Genomic DNA, 21,703 nt, shown 5'->3' with positions numbered 1-21,703 from the left:
CGCCTAAAACTGGCCAAGGAGTTTGCCCCGCACCGACGTAGCCCAGCGCACATGGCGGTGTTCGCGCCAACTGGCGTACAGGTGTGGAACAGCGCAACGCAGGGTCGCGATGTTCAGCGCGCGGTGCTCGGCGACGACGGCAGGCTTCTCCTGCTCGGCCCTGACGGCGGCGAAGTCTGGTCGTCCGAGCCACCACATTCGCAGCCGATCTAGGGACGCCGGTTTTCGGCCCGGCTGCCAAGTACACTCCCCCGCCTGCGGGCTTGGCCGCAGGCGGGGGACCGCGGTCCCTTGATCATGGCGGGGCTCGTCGTCCTACCGATCCGCGGGACGGGATCGGGCCGCACCGCCCGGAAGTTATTTGTCCATAGGTGCTCAGTAGGCGTAGAGGGAGAACTTTTCCCAGCCGTTGTTGGCGGGTCGGTCTGCGATCAGGGGCGCCGTGCCGTTGTTGGACGTCACGTACATGTTGTTCACCGTGGCAATCAGACTGACGGTCCCGTTGGAATTCTTGATCATGCGGAATGTCTCCCAGCCCTTGGCGACAGCCCGGTTGGCGATCAGCGACTCCGTTCCGGCGTTCTCTGCTGTGACGAACAGGCCGTTGACTTGCGCCCGCAGTTGAACCTGGTCCCCCTCGAGATAGGTCACGTCGAACGCCTCCCAGGGGCCGACCTGCGTGCGGTTGGCGATGAGCGGGTCTTTCCCGGCGTTCTCCGCCGTGACGAACTTGCCGTTGTTCGCCTTGAAGCTCACGGTGGTGGGGCGTTCCGTCAGCCCGAGCAGGCTCGTCAGGGACTGGTTGGGGGTGAAGTCCGACTGCAGCGTGCTGTTGGTGACGGATGCGGACTGGAATCCACTCGGTGCTGAGGCGATGGAGCCGGAGCAGTTGGAGCCCTTCACATGGCCCACATGCGTGGAGCTGTCGGTGTTGCCGGTCACCGTCCAGTCCCGGACGCCGTTGGCGACGAACCCGTAGCCCATGTGTGCGCCCTTGAGCGTGTTACCCGTCACGGTGGCGCCGTAGTTGACGACGGTGGCACCACATCCCCAGGGCAGCGGGCCCATGGGCACGGCAATCTTGATCAGGGAACCCGCGGCGTCGATCGTGTTGCCCGACACCACGGTGTCCGTGTAGTTGCCTCCGTTCGGTCCGTAGTCGACCATGTTGATACCGCCGAGCAGCACCTTGGTTGCGGCGATGATGGTGTTGTTCCGGACAGTCGAGCCGGGAGCACCGAAGATCACGATGCCGCCGTCGGTGGCATCCCGGATGGTGTTGTTCTCAACCAGGGTGTGACCGCAGTCCAGGGAGATGCCGTCCGCCCATGTGTCCTGAGCGTCCGAGCCCGCGTCGGTGAGCAGATTGCCGGACAACGTGGCCTGCTGGCACCCGGGTACGCCGCCGGTCGAGTCGCCGCCGAACAGGTGGAGGTCCGACCAGCCGCGCGTGTGGTGGGCGTAGACGTCGCGCACGGCCTGGCCGGTGCTGTTGCCACCCATCTCGATCAGCGCGTCAGAGTTGGGAATCCGTCCGTACTGCGGGAGGGAACCATCCACTTCGACGTTCTGCAGAACCGCGCCGGACTGGTCGTGCCCGAAGACGGCCATCGCCAGGGTGGGGCTGTCGACCCGCAGAATCGCGCGGGTCCCGTCGGTGGGCAGCCCCTGGGTCTCGATGCGCTGCTGCGCGGCAGTGAAATAGATGGTCTTGCTGAGGTTGAAGACAGCGCCCGGGCAGAGTTCCGCCACGTCGCCAGGGCCTACGAGTGCAGCGGTGATGTCAGCGTCCGTCCCAGACGTTATGCAACCGGCCGCGGAGGCCGGAGAGGTGGCCGGGCCAACCCAGGTGAGGGCCGTGACGACCATGCCCAGAACGGTTCCGATCACCCGCGCCGAACGCCGCCGAGTGCGGGGCGCGCCGGCAGAACCCAGACGTCCCTCTCGCCTCCCGCTGACTGCGGTTCTGACTCCGGCGTCTCGGCCTTGAGCGGCCTCGCGTGATCGGCGGGACAGTGGTCGTAGCTTCATCTGTGTCCTTCGACATGAGCAGGATGCAGTGCACGCGAAAGGTGCGGCTCGTCAGGATTCCCTGGCCGACGCATCGTCAACTCTCGCGGCCGCAGGCTAGGGCCGTGGTGCAGAGAATGACGCTTCCGCGCCCGCGCCTCCGTACGCGAGGGAAGCAATCCGCGTCCTGCCGGGCAGAACCCGGGCGCAGCCGCACCGCTGCCGCGCCGGGGACTTTATGGTCGTGGTTGCACAGCGCTCAGGACCTCGGGTCACCGTGGACGGCACCCGCACGCCGCACCCCGGAGAACCGGAGGCGTGTCGCCGTGCCTGCCGGGGGGACACCACACGGGGTGCTCCCCCGGCACTGGCCCCTCCCGCAGTCGTCGGCGGAGAATCGGCGTCAGGCCCCCCGCTGACGGGGTAGCCAGCAAGGGGGCGTCCCCGAGCCCAGCCACACGCTCCACCGGCAATGTCCGGGGTGTCATCGGTCAGGGAACGCCGGCAGACCTGTCCCAGGAAACGGGCACCGGCCGCCGGATCGACCGACTCCCGCAGGCTCGAGCGTATGCCGTCCGCTCCCACGGCCACGTCGTGCCGACCGCTCCCGCCGTCACAGAATTCTCGGGTGATGCCGACGCAATCGGCCGTGCCTCTCCACAGTTCGGCCATGTCGATGTCGGCCGGCACCCGGCCCCGGCGGTCCATCCCCCGCTGAGACCTTGCAGTCTCAGTGCGACTCCGGTCGAGTGCACCGGGCGTAGGCCCGGGCTGCGCGGACGCGATCGCCGCAACGGGTGGAGCACCAGTGGCGGCGCCCGTGGCGCAGCAGGTAGCGAATGCAGGGGCTGGAGCCGCAGGCGGCAAGGCGTTCCGCGTCGGGGCCGGTGAGCAGATCGGCGGCGTTGTCGGCGACGGCGGCCAGGGCGTGGTCGACGATCTGGGTGATCGGGTGCGAGGCGGCCCGGAACAGGCCCCTTCGCCGGCGGCGGAAGGACGCGTAGACGCGGCCCAGCGCGAGACGTGGGCCGGCATCACGCCTTGACCGGCGATTTCGGACACGGGCCATGCGGCTGGGGTCAAGGTAGTTGATGTTGTTTCGAGTGCGGTCTCGTAGGCGATGGGACTGAGTTGTCCGAGGCTGAAGTGGCGGCATCGGGTGTTGAAGCGGTGCAGCCGGCGGAACAGGTTGAGGCGGGCGTCGCGCTCGCCGGCCCAGGCATTGCCGCCCTGGAGCACGATCGGCAGAACCCCGGCCGACCACGGGCCGTAGTGCACAACGAAGCCGACCATGCAGAGCTGCTGTGCCATCCCGTCAGCTGCGTCCTCACGTGAAGAAGTGCTGGACCATCCCGCCCGCTGCGAATGCGGCCTTCGCCGCGGCGATGGAGGACGTCTTGGCGGTCTACCGCCGCCCCCTCGACCCGGCCCGCCCGGTGGTGTGCATGGACGAGAAGCCGTACCAGCTGCTCGGCCACGTCCGCGATCCGCTTCCCGCGCGGCCGGGCCGTGACCGGCGCGAGGACAACGAGTACGTCCGCTCGGGGACCTGCTCGATCTTCTGCTGGGTCGAGCCGCTGCGCGGATGGCGGCGCGTGGACGCCCAGCCCCGCCGGACCAGGGTCGACTGGGCGCACCAGGTCGAGCACCTGCTGACCGTGGACTATCCCGACGCCGCCACGGTCGTGCTGGTGATGGACAACCTCAACACCCACACCACCGCCTCGCTCTACGAGGCGTTCGACCCGGCAAAGGCCTTCGCGCTGGCCCAGCGCCTGGAGATCCACCACACCCCCAAACACGGGTCCTGGCTCAACATCGCCGAGATCGAGCTCTCCGCCCTCACCCGCCAGTGCCTGGACCGCCGCATCGACGACCTCGCCGTGCTCAACACCGAACTCGCCGCCTGGCAGCAGCACACCAACAGCAACCAGCGCCAAGTCGACTGGCACTTCACCACCGACGACGCACGCGTGAAACTGCGCCACCTCTACCCAACTGGATGTCGGCGAAAGCCTGTGACGAAAGCGGGGTGGCGAACCGTTCCCTCCACCTACATCATCTGCGAGCAGGACCAGGCTCTGCCGCCCCAGGAACAGGAGAAGCTCGCCGCGGGCCCGTGCCGACTCCGTCCGCCCGGGTTTTTCGCCTCAGAACCATGGCATAGAACCCTTCCGTGCGGCTGGCCGTTGTGGGTGTAGAGGCCCCACTCGCTTTGGCACGGCAAGCCGAGCCGGGGCGGGAAGGACATGTCGGCAAGCGGACGACCGGCACCTGGCGGGCACACGCCCGGCGGCTGTGCTTGACCCGCTCTGGGACTTTGAGTCGCTTCGGTCGCTGAGAGGAGGAGAAATGCCCTCTGAACTGGGGAATTCTCGCAGCGACCCACCGCCGTGTGCAGCGACCGACGGTACATCGGCCGCTCATGCCGGGCTGCGGACGGCTCTGTGGTGCGCAGCTCAGGGCTGGCCTATGCATCCGCTTGCACCGTTCCGGAACACTCCCGCGGTGAGCTGCCGCCGCTGTCAGGAGCAGCGCCATCGGCTCAGCGACTGTCCCTGCATTGCTTCGGGACGCTGGTGCCACGGTCTCCACGCCGCGACCACCGATGTGATCCGGATCCGTGACTGGTGGACCGCCCAGCCCCGCTTCGGGGTCGGGGTTGTGTGCGGCCCGGCGGGGCTGGTGGTGATCGACGTGTACGCACGCGGCTGCGCTGCCTGCGCGGGATCGGCTGCTGCCCGGCGTCAGCATCCCCGAGTCGGTGTCGCTGGCGGGACTGAGGCACGAGTTCCACTCACTGGCGCTGCCGGCGGCGCTGCGCGGCGCCGAGGACCCGGCTGCGGACAGCACCACGCTGCGGGTGCGTACACCGGAGGGCGGCATGCGCACCTGGTACGCGACCTCTCCGGAACAGGGGTGGCGGTGTTCGTCCGGCTCCGGCACGGGGCAGGCGCTGTCATGGCACATCGATGTCCACGCACACGGCGGGTACGTCGTCGCTCCCGGCACGAGGACCGCAGCAGGCGCTTACCGTGCCGTTGGTCCGGCCCGGCGTCCGGCCGAGCTGCCGATGTGGCTCGCGGCGGAGCCGGCCCGGACCGGGCACCGGCCCTCAACTGCACTCCCCTGGCAGGCCGGTGTGCCGTGGCGAGCCCGCCGGGCTGCGGGAGAGCGAACGTGAGGCGCTTTGCCGGCCCGGATGACGAGGCCCTGTTCGACCTGGCGGAAGTCGCACAGCAGATCCTGCGCGCGCATTCGACCGCCCTGCCCCGCCAGGCCGCCGGCGAGCCGTCGAAGCATGCGGTGGATGCCGCGACCGAGCACGGCCTGATCCCGGACGGCCTCAGCGACCGCGGCAACGCCAAACTGTTCGTCTCCCTCTACGGCCGCGACTTCCGGTACGTGCCAGGCCTGGGCTGGTACCGGTGGTGCGGCTACCGGTGGGAGATCGACGACGACACCGTGCTGTGGGCGGCCGGAGAACTGGCAGAGTCGCTTGCCGAGGTCGCCTCCACCGGCCGTCATACGACCACCGCGCTGCGCCGACACCGCCACAGGGCCCTGTCCACGCCCGGGATAAAGGCGATGCTGACGCAGGCCAAAGCAACTCCCGGCATGATCCTCAGCGCTGCCCTGCTGGATGCCGACCCCTATGCGTTGTGCACGCCGGCCGGAGTGGTCGAGTTGCACACCGGCACCCTGGCACCGCCGGACCCTGAAAGGCACTACCACGCCCGTTCCACCACGGTCGCGCCCCAGCTCATGCCCATCCCGCGCTGGCAGCGCTTTCTGACCGATACCTTCGGCGAGGACGCCGAGGGCGCGGAAATGATCTCATTCCTGCACGAATTGTTCGGTTACTCCATCACCGGTGACGTCGGCCCGCAGATCATGCCGTTCCTGTACGGGGTGGGAAAGAACGGCAAGAGCGTGCTGCTGGACGTCATGGTCAAGCTCCTCGGTGACTACGCCGACGCGGCTCCACCCGGATTCCTCATGGCCCGGCCCTTCGAAGGCCACCCCGCCGATCTCGCGGAACTTCATGGCCGCCGCATCGTCGTCTGTTCCGAACTCAAGCCGGGCGACCGCTTCGACGAGGCGCGGTCAAGCTGCTCACCGGCGGCGACCGTATCAAGGCGCGCCGCATGCGGCAGGACTTCTTCAGCTTCCACCCCACCCACAAGCTCTGGCTGCTGGGCAACCATCGTCCCGAAGTGGGCCTGGGCGGCTACGCGTTCTGGCGGCGGATGAAACTCATCCCGTTCGACCGCATCGTCACCGACGACCGCAAGGTGGACAACCTCGCTGACGTCCTGGTCACCGAGGAAGGACCCGGCATCCTGAACTGGCTGATCGACGGCGCCCGGCGCTACCTCAGCGGGTCGCGCGACCCACCAGCCCCCAGCGCGTGCAGACCGCGAGGAACACCTACGCCGAGACCGAGGACCATACCGGCCGCTTCATCGGCGAGTGCTGCACCCTCGGCCCCGCCAGGCGAGCCGAGCAAGCCCGCCTGTATGACGCGTACGAGGACTGGTGCCGCTCGGAGGACGCCGTGCCGCTCTCGTCCCGGGCCTTCGCCACGCGGGTCCGCGAGGCGGTGGGCATTGCTAGTTCGCAAGAATTGATCCGGTCGAACCAGCGCAGGTTCTATCCCGGTATTGCACTAATGGCCGAGGTCGGAGCAGACGAATGAGCGCCCTCATTGAACCTTCCCAGCTCGCCCACGAGACCGGCCTGGTGTGGCTCGAGGACATCGCCGACCTGGAGTACGTCCGCCAGAGCCTGGACCGCCTGCCCACGCGCGGCGGCATGCCGACCTATCACCGCGACGGCCGGATGGTCGGCTACGCCATCCTCGGCCCCACCGCCCGCGCCTCCCGCGCCCCCCGCGCCTCCGGCACGTTCCTGCGCCGAGTCTTCTGGCTCCTCCCCCATGACCGGGACGGACAGCCCGAGGGCCTGTACGCGTCCGGCGCACCCTCCGAGGCCATCGACCCCCGCACCCTCGCTCCCGGCGTCAAGGGCTACAAGACCCAGCGCTCCGAGGGCGGGCCTCCCTCTGATGCCATGCGCGAACTCGGGAAGACACTCCCCAAATTCTGACCGGCCGCGGTGCACCACCACCCGCCAGCAGAACTGACTGACTATCACAAAGCAATGTGACTTCTATCGCGGGCCAGCAGCATGCGAGACGTTCTCGGGGGCCTCCCGACGCGGTGCTCGTTCCCGGGGACTTCCCAGTCGCCACCCGTGCGCCGTCCCGCCGTTGGGGCCTCGGCGTGCACCGAAAGGCTCGGTAGATCCCTCATGCACACCACGTCGCCCGCGATCGCTGCGAAGAAGGACGAGAACCCTTACGAAGGTGCCGCCTCACACCCCAGCACTTCGCAGCACGCTACGGCCTCCGGGAAAGCGGCCGCGCACAAGGGTCAAGCCTTCATGCAAGCGATCAGTGCGGCCGAGGACGTTCACCTGCTGCGCTTCGCCAATACACTCACCCTGGGTGACTTCCACAGTGCAGAGGACCTTGTCCAGGAGGCATTTCTGCGGGCCTGGCGGCATGCGGACCGGCTCGTCTCCACTGAAGGCCTGGCGCGTCCGTGGCTCTTCACCGTCGTCCGGCGGCTGGCCATCGACGCGCTCCGGGCCCGTCGTGCGCGTCCTGTCGAGGTGTCCCCGTCGGCCCTGGACACCGACGTGGTGTTCGACCCCGGAGAACACTCACTGACCGCGCACGTACTGAAGCAGGCGATGGCCGAGCTGGCCCCGTTCCACCGTGAGGTACTCGTGTACAGGTACTACCTCGATCAGAGTGTCGAGGACACCGCGGCAGCACTGGCCCTGCCGATCGGCACGGTGAAGTCCCGCACCAGCCACGCGCTGAACGCCCTGCGCCGAGCCTTGGCGTCCCAAGGAGTTCAGTCATACCGGTGAGAAGCCCCGCAGGTGCTCACCACGGTCCCTGGTATGGCACCGTTGCGGCATCGATGCGTGGAACAGCCCTGCGGGGGTGGGCCGCCGGAAGCGTGAGCGTGATCTCGAACTGCCCCGGGCCGCCGTTCCGGTCAGCACGCCCCTCGGTCACGCTTCCGTGGAAGTCAGCGCCGTCGGCTCTGGTCCCAGACCGTGGGAGCAGTGAATGCCCCTTCGCGAGCCAGACTCATCCGATGGAACCGGCCGTCTGGTCGTCCGTGTCCACGAAGGCACGGGCGACGGAGGACAGGAACCGGCTGACGCCCTCCAGACCCTGAAGAGCGTCCCTTGTTCCGGTGTTGTACTCGTTCCAGTACGGCCTGAACCTGGTTTCCGAGCCGGGCGCACTGTACGCGGCGGCGACGACATCGGCCATCTTGGTGTCGGCCTCCAGGAGCCCCTGCCGGAGCGTCTCCTTCTGGTTGCGCAGCCAGTTCGCCGCCTCCTCGATGTCCTCTGGATCCATCTTTCTCGGAACGGCCATTGGGGTTCCTTCCGCGTTGGGCTCGCGACAGCTTCCACTGCCGTCACGCCCCTGACTACGCGGTGGCTTATTGACGGGTTCTCCGCACCTGTTGGAAGGTCCGCGGCGTTCGATACGGGTCACGGTTGTGTCTCGGAGCCATGTGCTGAGAACCCCTCAAGAGCCGGGTCCGTAGCAGGGGCTGATCGCTTCGGAACGTCCGGAGCGGAACGATCAGCAATTTTCGGGGGTATCTCTCGATGTTCCGTACACGAGCCGCAGCGCTCGCTTCTGTCGCGGCAGTAGGTGTTCTTCTGCTTTCCGCCTGCGGCGGAAACGACGCCAACGACGCGGGCGCATCCGCATCGTCCTCCGCATCCGGGGCCGGCGAACTGTCCTTCCAGAACGGCACGGCACGGCAGAACAACGCGCCCGCAAATACCGGTGACTTGTCACCCGACGCGGCACCCGCTGTGGCGGCGAAGAAGCCGGTGGCCCGCAAGTGGGTGCAGCTGTCGGCCGGACGCGCCGGACAACTGGATCCGGTCGTGGTCAATGGGGCCGGCTTCACGCTGTACCGGTTCGACAAGGACACCGCAGACCCGTCGAAGTCCAACTGCAGCGGGGAGTGCGCCACCACTTGGCCGCCGTATCTGGTCGCGCGTGGCGGGAAGGTCTTCCTCGACGGGATCGACAAGTCGGCGATCGGCTTCATCGAGCGCGACGGCGCGTTCCAGGTCACCATCGGCGGCTGGCCCGTCTACCTCTTCAGCAAGGACACGAAGGCCGGGGACACCAACGGCCAGGGCGTGGGAGGCACCTGGTTCGGCGTCACGCCGGACGGTGAGAAGGCCGGTGGCGGTCAGTCCGGTGGCGGTGCTGGTGCCAGCGTCGATCCGCAGGCCTCGCCCGCGAGCAGCGCCACCTTCTTCCAGGGCCCGAACTTCGCCGACCCCTCCCAGGGAGTGGCAGGCCCCGGCTGCCGGAACGTCCGCTTCTCCGGCTCGCTCCAGGTCAGCGGCGCCCTCAAGATCTGGGACGGACCCGACTGCACGGGCAACGTAAAGGTCGTCAGTGGGAACGTCCAGGATCTCTCCGCCATCGGATTCGGCACGGTGAAGTCCGTTCGCTTCCTCGGCTGAAACGCTCGGTGCCGAACGCCGGCCCGCCTGGTCCGAATCCTCGGGCGGGCGGGCCCGCGCATTCGCCTGAGAGTCCGAACTCGCCCGTCCCGGTGTACGGCAAGCTCGCGCGAGCCATCTCCGACACGGCCTGGACAGACCTCCGCATGATGCTGGGGTACAAGTGCGCCTGGTGAAGCTGCCGCCTTCAGCCGGAGGAGGAAGTCAACAGGTCGTCTCTCACACGTGGGGCACGCCCATACCGGGCATCTGTTCACACCAGATCGTCTTGCCTTTGGTGGTCTGCCGGGTACCCCAGTTCTCAGTGAGCTGGCGACCAGCAACAGGCCGCGTCCGCCCTCGTCGAACACGCGGGCGTGCCGCAGGTGGGGTGCGGTGCTCGATCCGTCTGAGACTTCACAGGTGAGCGTACGGTCGCGGATGAGGCGTAGCTGGATCGGTGGAGCGCCGTACCGGATGGCATTGGTGACCAGCTCGCTCACCACGAGTTCGGTGACGAACTCCTCCTCCGTCAGGCCCCATTTCCGCAGCTGCTGGATTGCCCACTTCCGGGCGCGTTGAACCGTGCTGGGATCCGGTGGGATGTCGCAGGTGGCGACCTGCCCCGGGGACAGTACGCGGGTGCGAGCGATCAGCAGCGCGACGTCATCAACGGGCCGTCCGCCCACAAGCGCTCCGACAACGGCGTCGCAGAGGGCTTCCAGGTTCTCCATCGGTTGTACGAGAAGGTGGCACAGGTCCCTCATCCCGTGATCGATGTCGTGGTGGTGGGACTCGATCAGACCGTCACTGAACAGGACCAGGATGCTCCCTTGGGACAGTTCCAGCTCGGTGACTTCGAAGGGCAGGCCCCCGATACCGAGGGGTGGTCCGACGGCCCCCGAGACGGGTGTCACGCTGCCATCGGGCGTGACGAGGACGGGCAGCGGATGGCCGGCGGTGGCCATCGCGCAGTGGCTGGTGACAGGGTCGTACACTGCATACAGCTGACGGAAGCCGGCCCCCCGCCAGACACGGTCAGGAAGGCGCCCAGCGGACGCCCGCCGCGGTCCTCGCACGGGTGAGCGGTCAACTCGGCATTCACCACCGTGCCGTTCTTGGCCTGGACGGTCAGTCGGACGGGGTTGAGCTCCTCATCGAGAACCCGGCTGAGTGCCCTTGAGAAACCCACGCCGAACAGCTCGTCCGCCGATCGGCTGACAGCCTCCTCAGCGCTCCATCCCAGCAGGATCTGGGCGCCCTGGCTCCAGCCCGCAACAGTGCCGCTCGGGTTGATGAGAACTGTGGCGGCGGCCCCGCTCGCATGCACGCAGTCAGTCTAGTACTGCGGCCTGCACCCCACCGGTATGGCCGATGTACAGAGAGTAACCGTTGGAAGATCCGGCCCGGCGAGCCTGCGGCCACGGGGGCCTGCCGGCGCCAGTGCCCCGGCCGCATGCGCGTGCGCGTCACGACTTCAGGGGCATCCGGTCGGAGGCATCGATCTGGCACCAGTCGGGACAGGGGTCCGGCTGTGCGCTGACCGCGTCCGCTCGTCGTTGACGGCGCCGCGGCCCTCCGCGCGGCTGCCTGCCACGCCACGGGCCGCCCGCCTGGCAGACCGTGATCAAGCGTCCGGAGAACCTGCGCGCGTTTCTGATGCGGTCGGGACGCGGAAGGGGACCGCGGGCCAGCCGACCCGCGTCGCGATCACGGCTTCCGCCGGGGCGCTTCGGTACTGGGCTGGGGAGATGCCCGTGATCCGTTTGAAGGCGGTGCTCAAAGCACTCTCAGAGGAGTATCCCCACTGAGCAGCCACCGAGGCCACGGTCCGCTCGCCGCGTCGCAGTTCCTGGCCGGCGGCCAGTATCCGCCAGCGTTGGAGATAGACGAGCGGCGGCAGTCCGACGAGTTCCTTGAACCGGGCGGCAAAGCTCGCCCGGCCCATGCCCACCTGGGCGCCGAGCGCGGAGACCGTCCATGGATGGCCGGCCTTCTGGTGCATCAGCAGCAGCACACGGCTGATGCGCGGGTCATTGAGGGCCCCCAGCCAGCCCGGCAGCGATGTACCGTCCGGCATGTCCGCCGCCACGACAGCTCGCAGCGCCTGGATGAAGAGGATCTCGGTGAGCCGGTCCGACATCACGGAGGTGCCCGCGCGCACGGCGCTCACCTCGTCGAGGAAGACCCCCAGCAGCGGCTGGATCGCCTGCGCCTGGGGCGTTCCGGCGCGGATGTGGACCATGGGCGGCAGGCCGCCGAGCAGCAGGGCGACCGTGGTGTCGAGAAAGTCGATGCTGCTGCCGACGACAAGTGTCCGCTCCTGGGCTCCAGTCGCGAGGTTGTGCCCGAGCTGCACAATGCGGCTGTCTGCCGCCCGGTAGAGCTCCTCGGCGCTGCGGTGCGGCGTTCTTCTGTCACTGGAGATGGTGAAGGATTCTCGCGCAGCGAGGAGAAAGCAGTCGCCGGCCTCGAGGCGTACCGGCTCGGCGTTGTCGACGCTCAGCCAGCAGCTCCCGTCGAGTACGGCCCCGATCTTGATGTGCTCGTGGACCTGGAAGCGAAGTGCCCAGCTGCCCCGTGCCTCCAGCCCGGACAGTGATCCGGCCCTTATGTGCAACGAGGCGAGGACATCGGACAGTGGGTCAGCCGATGGTGTCATGTCGCGCAAGGTAGCGGAGTCTCGACCGGGCCGCTCGTCGCGTTGCGGAACAGTGGTCGCGGCCCGTCGCCGCCGCGGCGGGCCGGGCCGATTGAGGTCCGCACCTGGCCGACACCGCCTGATCGTTTATCACGGTTGTGTATCGGTCGGCTGCGGGAGAACCCGGCCGGGGCCGGCTCCGTAGAGGGGGTTGTCGGCTCCGCTTCGGACGCCAAGCAGCACGCCGTGTCGGCCCCGTGGGCTTCGCAGGACGGGCCAGACAGAACAACGCGCAGCAGAAAGCGAGCGATCGGGCGGGCCATGTGGGCGCCGTGTCCGACCGCAACCCCTGATCTCCGGGGCGGGTGGGGCGGTTCCCCCCCCCCGTTTAGTTCCACCCGCCCCGGGCTCCGCCCGAGTTGAAGGATGCCCTTGACCCTCCGTACACGCGTCGCTGATGGCGTCACCGCGCCGTTGCTCGTCGCGGTGAGGACCGGTTGCGATTCCTCAGAACGGCTGTCGGCCTTCACCAACCCCGTTGTGGAAGGGCTGTGGAGCATCCGGCGCATGGCACAGGCCCGGTCCGCGGACACCGGTGTGCCGAACGGCATCGGCGAGGACTCCGGCACAACGGACCCTGAGCCCGGCCCGGTGCCCGCACAGCAGCACAAGGCGACGTACCACGCCACCGGGCTCCTCCGGGGGCGGCTGGTTCGCCCGCAGCCCGGCCGGCGAGTTGGCGCTTGGTGAGCAACACATCTGTTGGGTGGACCAACAACACCTGGCTGGCCGGGCCTCTTCTGGGCGAGTCGGCGGAGGAGCCCTACCGGCGCGTCAGCGACAAGGTGGGTTCGTCGTGAGGGCTTTGAGCTGGGCTCGGACGGCCTCCTTGTCGGCATGGTCGAGTCGTTCCAGAACGGCGAGGGCCTGCGTCCATGCCGCACGGGCCTGTTCCAGGCGGCCCGACGAGAGGTGGGTGTCCCCCAGGCGGCGCAGCGTGTCGGCCTCGGCATAAGGGACGCCGACTGTGCGGTAGAGAGCGAGGGCCTGTTCGTAGCCGGCGACGGCCTCGGGATGCCGTCCCAGGTGGTGCTGGGCGAGGCCGATGCTGTCCCAGATGTCCGCTGCGAGGTAGGGACGGTGGTGAACCACCGCTATGGCCAGGGCTTCCTGACAGTGATCGAGCGCCTGTTGGTGCTGTCCGAGCAGGGCGTGGCACCAGCCGACGGCGTTGAGCGCCGCAGCGGTGCGCGGGCCCTCCTCGTCGGTCGCCCGATGCCGAGCGAGGGACTGCTGGGCGTGGGACAGCGCAGCCTCCAGGTCGCCCTGCTGCTCGGCCACCCAGCTCAGCGCCCGGTGGCTGTCTGCGCAGGCGCTGATCTCGTCTGCGGCGGTGAAGAGTTCCACGGCACGCTCCATGTGGTTGCGTGCCTCCTCGACCCGGCCGAGAGGGGCCGCGGCCCGTGCGAGGTTCTGGTGGACGTGCGCCTGGGCGCAGGGGTCTTCAAGGCGCTTGGCTGCCTCCATCGCCATGTGCTGGGTCGCTTCTAGGTCGTGCCAGTGAGCCTTCCGGTCCAGATGGTGGCCGATGGCCCAGGCGAGTTGCCAGGTGTGCGTGTCACACCCGTGGACGGCCGCTGTTCTGATGGCCGCCATCAGTACGGCTTGTTCGGTGTCGAACCAGGCTGCGGCCGACCCGGCGCGTTCTGGACCCGCGGGGAATTCCTCGGCCTGGACACCCTGAGAGGGTGCGGGCAGCGCGATGGCGTGCCGGTCGGGCGAGTACGCCCGCCCTGCGTGGTGCGCACTGTGCAGATAGTGGTCCAGCGCGCGGAGGCGGGCGGCATGCTGCTCGTCCGGTGCGTCGGTGGCGTGGGTCAGCTCGTCGGCGTATGCGCGCAGCAGATCGTGAATGGCGTACCGGCCGGGCACGGACTCGTCCACGAGGTGGGCCTCTGTCAGTTCGGTCAGCAGCTGGTGCGTGTGCGGGACGGTGAGGCCGGCGAGGCTCGCCGCGGCGGCGAGCGAGGTGTCCGGGCCCGGGTGCAGGGCGATCAGCCGGAACAGGCGTGCGGAGGCGGGGGTGAGGGCGTGATACGACCATGAGAAGACGGCGCGTACGTCGGCTGCCGCGTCGCGGTCGCTCAGGGTGTTCAGGCGGCTTTGGCCGTCGCCCAGTTCACCGGCGAGAGTCGCGAGGGGAAAGGCCGAACGGGCCAGCGCGCGTGCGGCCGCGATGGACAGGGCGAGTGGCAGGCGGGCGCAGTGTTCGATGATCTCGTCGAGGGCTGCGGGCTCGGCGGCTGCCCGGTTGGCGCTCAGTCTGCGTGCGAGGAAGTCGCGCCCCTCCGTGACGGTGAGCACGTCGAGGTGGACGGGGCGGGCCCCGTCGGTGGCGATCAGGCTGGACAGCCGGTTCCTGCTGGTGACGATCACCATGCAGCCCGGGTTCGCGGGAAGCAGCGGGCGCACTTGCTGGGCGTCGCGGGCGTTGTCCAGCAGGAGCAGCACTTGCCGCCCGGCGAGTTGCGTGCGGTAGCAGGCCGCGAGTGCGTCGGCATCCTGCGGCAGGCTGATCGGTTCGGTGCCGAATGACTCAAGAACGGTGCGCAGTGCCCGGTCCGGGGAGACCGGGAGTCCGGCCGGGTCGAAACCCCTGAGGTTGATGTACAGCTGGCCGTCGGGGAAGCGCGAGGCGACGCGGTGAGCCCAGTGGACTGCGAACGTGCTCTTGCCGACTCCGGCCATGCCGGAGATGACCGCGACGCCGACGTGGGCGGGTAGTCCGTCGTCGCCGTCGAGCATCATGTCGACCTGGGCGAGCTCGGCCGCGCGCCCGACAAAGGCCGGCAGATCGGCGGGGAGCTGTGCGGGCGTCGCATGTCGGGGCGCCTGCTTTGGTTGGTGTGGTGGTGTGGGTGCCGGTGGGGTGGTCAGCGCGACGTCCGCCCGCAGGATGCGCTCGTACATGGCGCGGAGTTCAGGTCCCGGGTCGATTCCCAACTCGTCGGCGAGAAGCGAGCGGGCCTCGCCGTAGGTCATGAGCGCCTCGGCCTGGCGTCCCGACCGGTACAGGGCGAGCATCAGCATCTCCCGGAACCGTTCGTCCATCGGGTGCTCGGCCACCAGTGAGGCCAGTTCCCTTGCGATGTCGGTGTGCTCGCCCAGGTCGAGCCGGACCGCGAAGCTTGCCTCCATGGCCGAAAGCCGCAGTCGTTCGAGCCGGTCGCGCTGTGCCTGGGCGTACTCGCCGCGGATTCCGGTCAGCGCTGTCCCCTGCCAGTGAGCGAGGGCGTCGTTCAGGTACCGGGCGGCGGTCTTGCCGTCGTTGTCGCATCGGGCCTGCTCCGCCCGGCCGACGAGGTGGCGGAAGGCGGTCAGGTCGAGTGAGTCGGGACAGGTGGACATCTGGTAGCCGTCGCCCACTGAAAGGATTGCGGGGGCCCCGAGCAGTTGACGCAGCCGATACACGTAGGTGCGCAGCGAACTCAGCGCGGACCCCGGTGATTCGGTGCCCCAGATGGCGTCGACCAGCGTCTGGACCGAGACCTGTGCGCCTTCGCCGAGCAGCAGTATGGCGAGGACGGCACGCTGCTTCGGGGGTCCGAGATCAACCTCGTCCGGCCCCCGCCAGCCACGGACGGGTCCCAGAACAGCGAAGCGAAGTTGCTCCCCCACTCACGTTCTCCCCTGCTCGTACCGCGTGCTGTGCCTTCCACCGGTGCGTGTTCTGGACGTGGATGACGTCGCTGCGGCCGTCGGCGCGGCTGTCTGCGACGCTACGATCCGCCGCCCGGATGGTCCATGATCGGGCGTCTGGAGAATCTGCGCGATCGTCCACGGTGTCGTCATCGGCTGCCCCGCAGCGCCGTGACGGCCTCGGCGGTCGACCAGGTGGCACTCACCAGCATGCCGGCGCCGAAGATCTCCCAGGTGACCCCTTCCGGACTGAGGAAGTCGATCTGCGGGTCGGTGACGACCAGGGTCGTGTGAGCAAGGTCCAGCTGCAGGCCCCCGGCCGGAAGCGCGGGCGTGGAGTGTTCCGCATAGAGGCTGGTCCGGGCGGACGTCATGGTCGGACTCCTGGTCGGGATCGATTCGGGAGACGGATGAAGCCTCCCAGATAATAAGTGACCAGTCGTCTGTCAATGAAGCCGGTTCTTTGCGCCGAACCGTGACGAGGTCGAGTGGGCCGCCGCCCGTGCCGACTGCGACGAGCATCTACTGGCCCAGCTGCCGGCGCTGAAGTCGTACCAGCGCATGGGGTGTTGTGTTCTGCAAGCGGGTCGCGTTGCAGGTCAAGCGGGCAAAGGCGGAGCTGGGGAGCATCCGGGAACAACTGCAGGCCATCATCGAGGCGTTGATCGGGAACGACCGCACGGTGCTCCAGCGCGTCGATGCCGACCCTCCCGTCCAGGCCACGCGGGAGAAGGCAGCCGCGCTGACCGCCGGGATCCTGGCGGCGGTCGGAGAAGTCGACCAGGACGCCGCCCCGTGACACCGTCGCGGCCCGGCTCGGCGACGGACTCGCCCCCGCCCTGCACACCAGGTCCTCGTCGGCCTCGGTGAGCAGTCCGCCCCACCACCGGGCGTTCGGCGGGGGGACGGCGCCGTAGGCGTAGCCGACGGCCTGGTCGTCGCCGTAGCCGATGACACAGCTCCGGCCCGGCCGGGCGCTCGAGTTGTCGAGGCCGTTGGCGAACCGGTCGACGCCGGTTAAGGGGTCGTCCTCGATGGCGTCGGCGTAGACCTCGGCGGGCCCCTCCAACGCTGTCGCGCGGAACCCGGGGCGCGTCTCCCTGGGCGACCTGCAGCTCGGCCGGCTGGACCGAGTAGTACGAGGTAGTACGAGCTCGGTGGCGCCCAACCCGCTGACACCACCCCACCCACTCACATGGGAGGAGCAGCATCCCGAACAACTTGGCTGTTGCACAACCAGGGTTCCGCTCCGTTCGCTGCGCTCCCCCGCCCTCACGGCCCCCCACCCCCACCGCCCTCACAATTGATCACAACCCGATACGCGCCCTGACAACGGTCAGACGGCACCTTGCTCGCCGGGGCGCTGCTTCTCGGCGTCGACGACGGCCCGCTGCAGCACGGCGGTACGTTGGATGACTGTGCCGGGCTTGATGTCTTCGAACTGCTTGACCTGGACACCTCGGCTGCCGAGATAGGCGTATGTCTTGCGGTCGAAGATCCACTCGGTGCGTTCGCCGCTCTGCTGGTCCACGCGGGCCAGGGCGATGCCGTCGCGTCCAGCGGCGTCCTTGGCATGGTCCACCACCACAACCCCCGGGATCTTGGCCGCGGCCCGGTAGAGGGCGGCGGAGGTACCGGCAGGAACCAGCTGCTCGATGACGATGTCGCCGATGGCGGTGAAGGCCTGCTGGTCCCGGTCGCTCTCGTCGTTCGTGCGGGCGTAGATCTTCTTCAGCAGTGCCGCGGGATCGGTGGGCAGCGTCTTGGTCTCGTTGTACGAGTCGCGGGTGACGTCACTGTCGAGGGTGACGCCTCCCTTGGGCTGGTAGCCGGGTTCATCGAGCCATCCCTTGCGTCCGTCGGGGGAACGCCAGGACTCACGGATGTGCACGGGCTGGACCATTGCCTTGGACGGGTTGGTGTCGGTGTGCGAAACGGACAGGTAGGAGACCTCGCTCTTGATGTAGATGTACTGGCCCGGGCCGGGCTCGGGCGTCTTGCGGGCCAAGGCGGCGGCGGCGATGCGCTGGACGGTGGAGGCGAGCTGGGCGGTGCTGCCGGGCTCGATACGGACGACTGGTGCCTCGACCGGAGGCGGGGTGGCCGCGGTCGTGGCACCCCGGGAACCGGTCAGCATGGTGAAGGCGAATACGCCGGCCAAGGCAGCGGCGGTGACCGGGACACCAATCAGCAGGGCACGGCGTGGGCGGCGGGACGCCGCAGGGGCGGGGGCCGGTGCAGTGCACTGGATCTCGTTCATCAGGTGCTCCTCCAGAAGAAGGTGACGGTCGAGCGACAGCTGCGGGTCTCCCGGCGCCGGCAGCAACCGGGCCAGCTCCGCGTGGTCCAGCGACTCCTCGCGCCGTGACTTCTTGCGGATCATTCGGAGCTCTCCTCGTGCGACTCGTGTGACCTGGCCGCAGAAGTGCGGCCACCCTGTACTTGTCCGTTGCGTGGTAGCGGTTCCGTACGTTTTCTCAGTTCTTCGTCGGCACGCCTGCTCAGCTGTTTGCGGGCGCGGGACAGGCGGGAGCGAACGGTGCCGACCGGGACGCCGAGCACGGCCGCCGTCTCCGCGTAGCTGAGCCCGGACCACACACAGAGTGTGAAGACCTCGCGCTCGCTCCGGCGCAGCTTCTTCAGCGCCCGCTGGGCGGCGGCCAGTTGGTCGGCATCGGCGATGCGGCCGACCAGTTCGTCGGCGAAGTCCGGGACCGTCTCCTTTGCCGGCAGGCGCTCCAGGGCCCGCTGGTGGCGGCGCGCGGCGCGGGTGGTGTTGCGCAGCACGTTCACGGCGATGCCCATCAGCCAGGGGCGCAGGCTGTCGCCCTCGTTCCGCAGCTTGGCGCGCAGCCGCCACGCCTCCAGGAAGGTCAGCGAGACGACGTCCTCGGCGACGGCCCAGTCCCCGGTCACGCGCACCGCGTGCCGGTGCACCAGTCGGGCGTGGTCTTGGAAGAGCTCGCGGAACGCCTCGGGGTCGCCTGCCCGTATCCGGGTGTGCAATGGGTAGTCCACGTCCGGCAATTGTCCGCGCGGCAGGGCAGGTTCCCATGACATACGTCACACGGTCAGGAGACATGTGGCTCCCGGGCCGGGCGGTGCGTTTGGAAGACGTCGGCGAGTTCATTGCCTGGCTGCGGCTGCCGCCCGCGGCCCGGGCCGGGGCGGGGCGGGGCGGTCACCGTGCTGCCGTCGGTCGAGCACCGCTGCGAGGAGAGCACGGCGAACCGGAAGCTCGCGGCAGTCAGCGACGTCCGACCGCTTGTGGTACCGGCATCTGACTTCCCTCATGACCTGCCGGACAGGATCTTGGGCGTCGAACCTAAGGGCACCAAGGGGTTCGTGGTTCTGTCACGCCGGTGGGAAAAGGTCGCTCGCGTGGCTGCTGCATGCGCGCCGGAACCGCGTGTCGAAGCGGGCGCGCGAAAAAGCAGGTCAGCAGAAGCGGTCGGCGCTAGACAGACACCCGGGCCGTGTCCAGCAGACGGGGTAGCGACACGGTAAGGAATCGATCGAACGGAACGCGGCTCCGGTCGACGCGGCCGCGCATGACAGCTCCCTCCCAGCACTCGATGATCATCGATGCCAGCTCCGTCGTCGTGGTGGTCTCGGTGACGTCGACCTCGCTTCTAGCCTGTTCCAGACACGCACCGATGAGCGCCGACCACTGGTCCATGACGTCCGCCAGCCGGTGCCGTGCTTCCCCGTTGTCATCGGTCAGTTCGAGAGCGAGATTGCCGAGGAGACACCCGAGCTCGAATCCCCGCTCGGCATGTTCCTGAGCCAGAGCCTCGAAGAATGCCAGGAGGCGGCTCACGGCCGGGGTCGACGTGTCGGTGAGGAGAAGGCCGTGATCACCGATGACTCCGGACCAGCAGTGGTCGATGACCGCAGCCACGAAGGCGTTCTTGCTGTCGTAGTAGCTGTAGAACGATCCCTTCGGGACGCCGGCCGTGTCCGTGATCTCCTTGATGCCCACCGCGTTGATGCCGCGAGCATGGAAAAGGGTCAGTCCGGCGTCGAGGAGTCTCTCGCGTACGAGAGGATTGGCAGGTCGGGGCACAAGCACAGCCTAACGCTGGGCGACGGATCCGTTCAGTGAGTCACGGTTGTGCATCGGGCCGCCGCGTGAGAACCCCTCCGGGACCGGCTGCGTAGCAGGGAGTGAACTCCCCCGTATCGTGCGTGACGGAAAGCAGCGGATCCATGGGCAACCACAAGGGCAGAGGGCTTCAGGCCAACGCCCTCGGTACGTTCGACACCGTCGTGATGGCGGTCGCCGGCAGCGCCCCGGCGTACTCGCTGACCGCGACCAGCGCGGTCTGGTCGGCGCGGTGGGCCTGGCCAGCCCTGCCGCCCTGCTGTACTGCGCGATACCCATGCTGGGCATCGCGCTCGCGTTCAGCTACCTCGGCCGGATCGACGTGAACGCGGGCGCCAGTTACTCGTGGGTGGGCGCACGCTCCACCCCTTCCTGGGCTTCATCAGCGGCTGGGCACTGGTGGTGTCCGCGACGATCTTCTTGGTCGCCGGTTCGCTGCCCGCCGGGGCGATGACCCTCTCGCTCTTCGCCCCCTCGCTGGCCGACAACACCGCTGTGACCACCGTCGTCGGCGCCGGCTGGTTCCTGATCATGCTGCTCGTCGTGCTGGGCGGGGCACGGCTCACTGTCCGCGCACAACTGATCATGTCCGGCGTGGAACTGGGCATTCTGGCCCTCTTCGCGATCGGTGCCCTCGTGCACAGCGGCCACGCCCGGCCCTTCGACTGGTCCTGGCTCGGCGTCGGGCACTTCGACGGGATGAACGGATTCGCCTCCGGCGCACTGATCGCCGCGTTCTACTACTGGGGCTGGGACGTCACGAGCAATCTCAGTGAGGAGACCCGCGACAGCCGCCGCACCACGGGCCTCGCGGGGCTGATCGGCGTGGGTATCGTCTTCCTCCTGTTCGAGGGGTTCACCATCGCCGTGAACGTCATCCTCACTTCGGAGCAGATCCAGGCGAACGACACCAACGTCCTGGCCGCGCTGGGTGAGGAGATCTGGCCCGGCTGGGGCGGCCAACTGATGGTCCTCTCCGTCATGCTGTCCACGATCGCCACTGGAGACCACCCTCCTCCAGGTCACCCGGTCGCTGTTCGCCATGGGCCGCGACCGCACCATGCCCGCCGCACTGGGCAAGGTGCACCGCAGGTGGAACACCCCGTGGGTGGCCATCACTGTGGCCGGCGCAGTGGCTTTGGTGCTGTTCGTCGCCTCCAATTCCCTGGGCACGGTCGGCGACGTCCTCTCGGACGCCATCTCCGCCATCGGCCTGCAGATCGCCGTCTACTACAGGCTGACCGGCCTGGCCGTAGTCGTCGCCTACCGCAAGATGCTGCTGGCGTCCCCGGCCAACTTCCTCTTCGGCGGGCTATGGCCGTTCCTGGGCGCCCTGTTCATGTTCTGGATCTTCATCGAGTCTCTCGGTGAGCTCAGCGCCGCCTCGATCGCCATCGGCATCGGCGGTCTCGCCGTCGGCCTGTTCCCAATGGTCTAGTGCTGCTCCGCGCAAGTTCGTGGAGGGGTGTTGGGGCATCAGGAAGTTTTGAGCGGGGTGCCGTCGTAGGTCCAGCGGTAGGGCTTGGCGGTGGTGTTGTGGTTGATCACGTAGGTGTCTAGTTTGTCGATGAGGTCGTCGCGGCTGGAGAAGTCGCCGTGCCGCAGCACCCGGCGGGTCGTCGCTGAGAAGAACAGCTCGTCGGGTAGCGGGGACGCATTGCTGCGTCCCCGCCCCCTAAGAACCG

Annotated in this window: 18 protein-coding genes and 6 pseudogenes; 12 read left to right on the top strand and 12 right to left on the bottom strand. The window is 68.4% G+C overall.

All coding sequences use genetic code 11. The features are described from left to right. Positions 1–51: 51 nt before the first annotated feature. A complete protein-coding gene (locus F7R91_RS42320; protein WP_191971763.1) occupies positions 52–213 on the top strand; it encodes a hypothetical protein in 162 nt (53 codons plus the stop codon). A gap of 162 nt (positions 214–375) precedes the next feature. Here F7R91_RS42320 and F7R91_RS34480 read toward each other — a convergent pair whose 3' ends face one another. Further along, complete coding sequence (locus F7R91_RS34480; RefSeq protein ID WP_191971762.1) at positions 376–1,752, bottom strand: right-handed parallel beta-helix repeat-containing protein; 1,377 nt, start codon at positions 1,750–1,752, stop codon at positions 376–378. A 988-nt stretch (positions 1,753–2,740) separates the two neighbouring features. After that, positions 2,741–2,986 (bottom strand): annotated as a pseudogene (locus tag F7R91_RS34475) (CGNR zinc finger domain-containing protein); the annotation flags it as partial. A 155-nt stretch (positions 2,987–3,141) separates the two neighbouring features. On the opposite strand from F7R91_RS34475, the gene F7R91_RS42315 reads away from it, so the two are divergent. The 7 genes and pseudogenes from F7R91_RS42315 (at position 3,142) to F7R91_RS34450 (ending at position 7,950) form a co-directional block, all read left to right on the top strand. Continuing rightward, entirely contained in the window at positions 3,142–3,345 is a 204-nt protein-coding gene (locus F7R91_RS42315) for a hypothetical protein (protein ID WP_191971767.1), read from the top strand. After that, positions 3,342–4,211, top strand: coding sequence for an IS630 family transposase (locus tag F7R91_RS34470; RefSeq protein WP_230989828.1), 870 nt, complete (start codon positions 3,342–3,344; stop codon positions 4,209–4,211). The genes F7R91_RS42315 and F7R91_RS34470 overlap by 4 nt, the downstream gene beginning before the upstream one ends. Positions 4,212–4,362: 151 nt before the next feature. After that, positions 4,363–4,671 (top strand): annotated as a pseudogene (locus tag F7R91_RS44105) (bifunctional DNA primase/polymerase); the annotation flags it as partial. A gap of 103 nt (positions 4,672–4,774) precedes the next feature. Then, a complete protein-coding gene (locus F7R91_RS43895) occupies positions 4,775–5,194 on the top strand; it encodes a bifunctional DNA primase/polymerase (protein ID WP_225320958.1) in 420 nt (139 codons plus the stop codon). Beyond that, positions 5,191–6,709: pseudogene (locus tag F7R91_RS34460) on the top strand (DNA primase family protein). Before F7R91_RS43895 ends, F7R91_RS34460 begins: the two are co-directional and overlap by 4 nt. After that, complete coding sequence (locus tag F7R91_RS34455; protein WP_150956228.1) at positions 6,706–7,119, top strand: DUF6009 family protein; 414 nt, start codon at positions 6,706–6,708, stop codon at positions 7,117–7,119. The pseudogene F7R91_RS34460 and the gene F7R91_RS34455 overlap by 4 nt, the downstream one beginning before the upstream one ends. Positions 7,120–7,455: 336 nt before the next feature. Continuing rightward, the gene (locus F7R91_RS34450) at positions 7,456–7,950 is read left to right on the top strand and encodes a sigma-70 family RNA polymerase sigma factor (protein ID WP_225320953.1); all 495 of its coding nucleotides are present in this window, start codon (positions 7,456–7,458) and stop codon (positions 7,948–7,950) included. Between the two features lie 226 nt (positions 7,951–8,176). Here F7R91_RS34450 and F7R91_RS34445 read toward each other — a convergent pair whose 3' ends face one another. Then, positions 8,177–8,473 (bottom strand): WXG100 family type VII secretion target, encoded by a 297-nt coding sequence (locus F7R91_RS34445; RefSeq protein WP_150956222.1) that lies wholly within the window; start codon positions 8,471–8,473, stop codon positions 8,177–8,179. Between the two features lie 239 nt (positions 8,474–8,712). On the opposite strand from F7R91_RS34445, the gene F7R91_RS34440 reads away from it, so the two are divergent. Further along, positions 8,713–9,594 (top strand): hypothetical protein, encoded by an 882-nt coding sequence (locus F7R91_RS34440; protein ID WP_150956219.1) that lies wholly within the window; start codon positions 8,713–8,715, stop codon positions 9,592–9,594. A 219-nt stretch (positions 9,595–9,813) separates the two neighbouring features. On the opposite strand, the pseudogene F7R91_RS34435 reads toward F7R91_RS34440, so the two are convergent. The 3 genes and pseudogenes from F7R91_RS34435 to F7R91_RS34425 form a co-directional block, all read right to left on the bottom strand. Continuing rightward, positions 9,814–10,580, bottom strand: a pseudogene (locus tag F7R91_RS34435) (SpoIIE family protein phosphatase); the annotation flags it as partial. After that, a complete protein-coding gene (locus F7R91_RS44430) occupies positions 10,487–10,903 on the bottom strand; it encodes a PAS domain-containing protein (RefSeq protein ID WP_150956216.1) in 417 nt (138 codons plus the stop codon). The pseudogene F7R91_RS34435 and the gene F7R91_RS44430, both read right to left, overlap by 94 nt. A gap of 297 nt (positions 10,904–11,200) precedes the next feature. Further along, complete coding sequence (locus tag F7R91_RS34425) at positions 11,201–12,235, bottom strand: AraC family transcriptional regulator (protein WP_150956213.1); 1,035 nt, start codon at positions 12,233–12,235, stop codon at positions 11,201–11,203. A 546-nt stretch (positions 12,236–12,781) separates the two neighbouring features. Here F7R91_RS34425 and F7R91_RS34420 point away from each other — a divergent pair. After that, on the top strand, positions 12,782–12,964 hold the full coding sequence (locus tag F7R91_RS34420; RefSeq protein WP_150956211.1) for a hypothetical protein: 183 nt from the start codon (positions 12,782–12,784) through the stop codon (positions 12,962–12,964). An 84-nt stretch (positions 12,965–13,048) separates the two neighbouring features. On the opposite strand, the gene F7R91_RS34415 is transcribed toward F7R91_RS34420, so the two are convergent. Together F7R91_RS34415 and F7R91_RS34410 are read right to left on the bottom strand one after the other, a co-directional pair. Continuing rightward, positions 13,049–15,892: an AfsR/SARP family transcriptional regulator gene (locus tag F7R91_RS34415; RefSeq protein ID WP_150956209.1), complete on the bottom strand. Its 2,844-nt coding sequence runs from the start codon at positions 15,890–15,892 to the stop codon at positions 13,049–13,051. A 170-nt stretch (positions 15,893–16,062) separates the two neighbouring features. After that, positions 16,063–16,287, bottom strand: a complete 225-nt coding sequence (locus F7R91_RS34410) for a hypothetical protein (protein WP_150956206.1) — start codon at positions 16,285–16,287, stop codon at positions 16,063–16,065. A 197-nt stretch (positions 16,288–16,484) separates the two neighbouring features. On the opposite strand from F7R91_RS34410, the gene F7R91_RS34405 reads away from it, so the two are divergent. Beyond that, positions 16,485–16,712 (top strand): hypothetical protein, encoded by a 228-nt coding sequence (locus tag F7R91_RS34405; RefSeq protein WP_150956203.1) that lies wholly within the window; start codon positions 16,485–16,487, stop codon positions 16,710–16,712. A 537-nt stretch (positions 16,713–17,249) separates the two neighbouring features. On the opposite strand, the gene F7R91_RS34400 is transcribed toward F7R91_RS34405, so the two are convergent. The 3 genes from F7R91_RS34400 to F7R91_RS34385 form a co-directional block, all read right to left on the bottom strand. Continuing rightward, on the bottom strand, positions 17,250–18,296 hold the full coding sequence (locus F7R91_RS34400; protein ID WP_150956201.1) for a CU044_5270 family protein: 1,047 nt from the start codon (positions 18,294–18,296) through the stop codon (positions 17,250–17,252). Beyond that, positions 18,293–18,973, bottom strand: coding sequence for an RNA polymerase sigma factor (locus F7R91_RS34395; RefSeq protein ID WP_150956196.1), 681 nt, complete (start codon positions 18,971–18,973; stop codon positions 18,293–18,295). The genes F7R91_RS34400 and F7R91_RS34395 overlap by 4 nt, the downstream gene beginning before the upstream one ends. Before the next feature lie 397 nt (positions 18,974–19,370). Continuing rightward, the gene (locus F7R91_RS34385) at positions 19,371–19,979 is read right to left on the bottom strand and encodes a TetR/AcrR family transcriptional regulator (protein ID WP_191971761.1); all 609 of its coding nucleotides are present in this window, start codon (positions 19,977–19,979) and stop codon (positions 19,371–19,373) included. A gap of 143 nt (positions 19,980–20,122) precedes the next feature. Here F7R91_RS34385 and F7R91_RS34380 point away from each other — a divergent pair. Next, positions 20,123–21,453: pseudogene (locus F7R91_RS34380) on the top strand (APC family permease); the annotation flags it as partial. Between the two features lie 41 nt (positions 21,454–21,494). Here the strand turns inward: F7R91_RS34380 and F7R91_RS42310 are convergent. Beyond that, a pseudogene (locus F7R91_RS42310) lies at positions 21,495–21,703 on the bottom strand (hypothetical protein); the annotation flags it as partial.

It is taken from the genome of Streptomyces luteolifulvus, from assembly GCF_008806595.1.
GTDB lineage: Bacteria > Actinomycetota > Actinomycetes > Streptomycetales > Streptomycetaceae > Streptomyces > Streptomyces luteolifulvus.
Note: the sequence above shows the minus strand (reverse complement) of the source record. Positions and strands in the feature narration are given on the sequence as shown.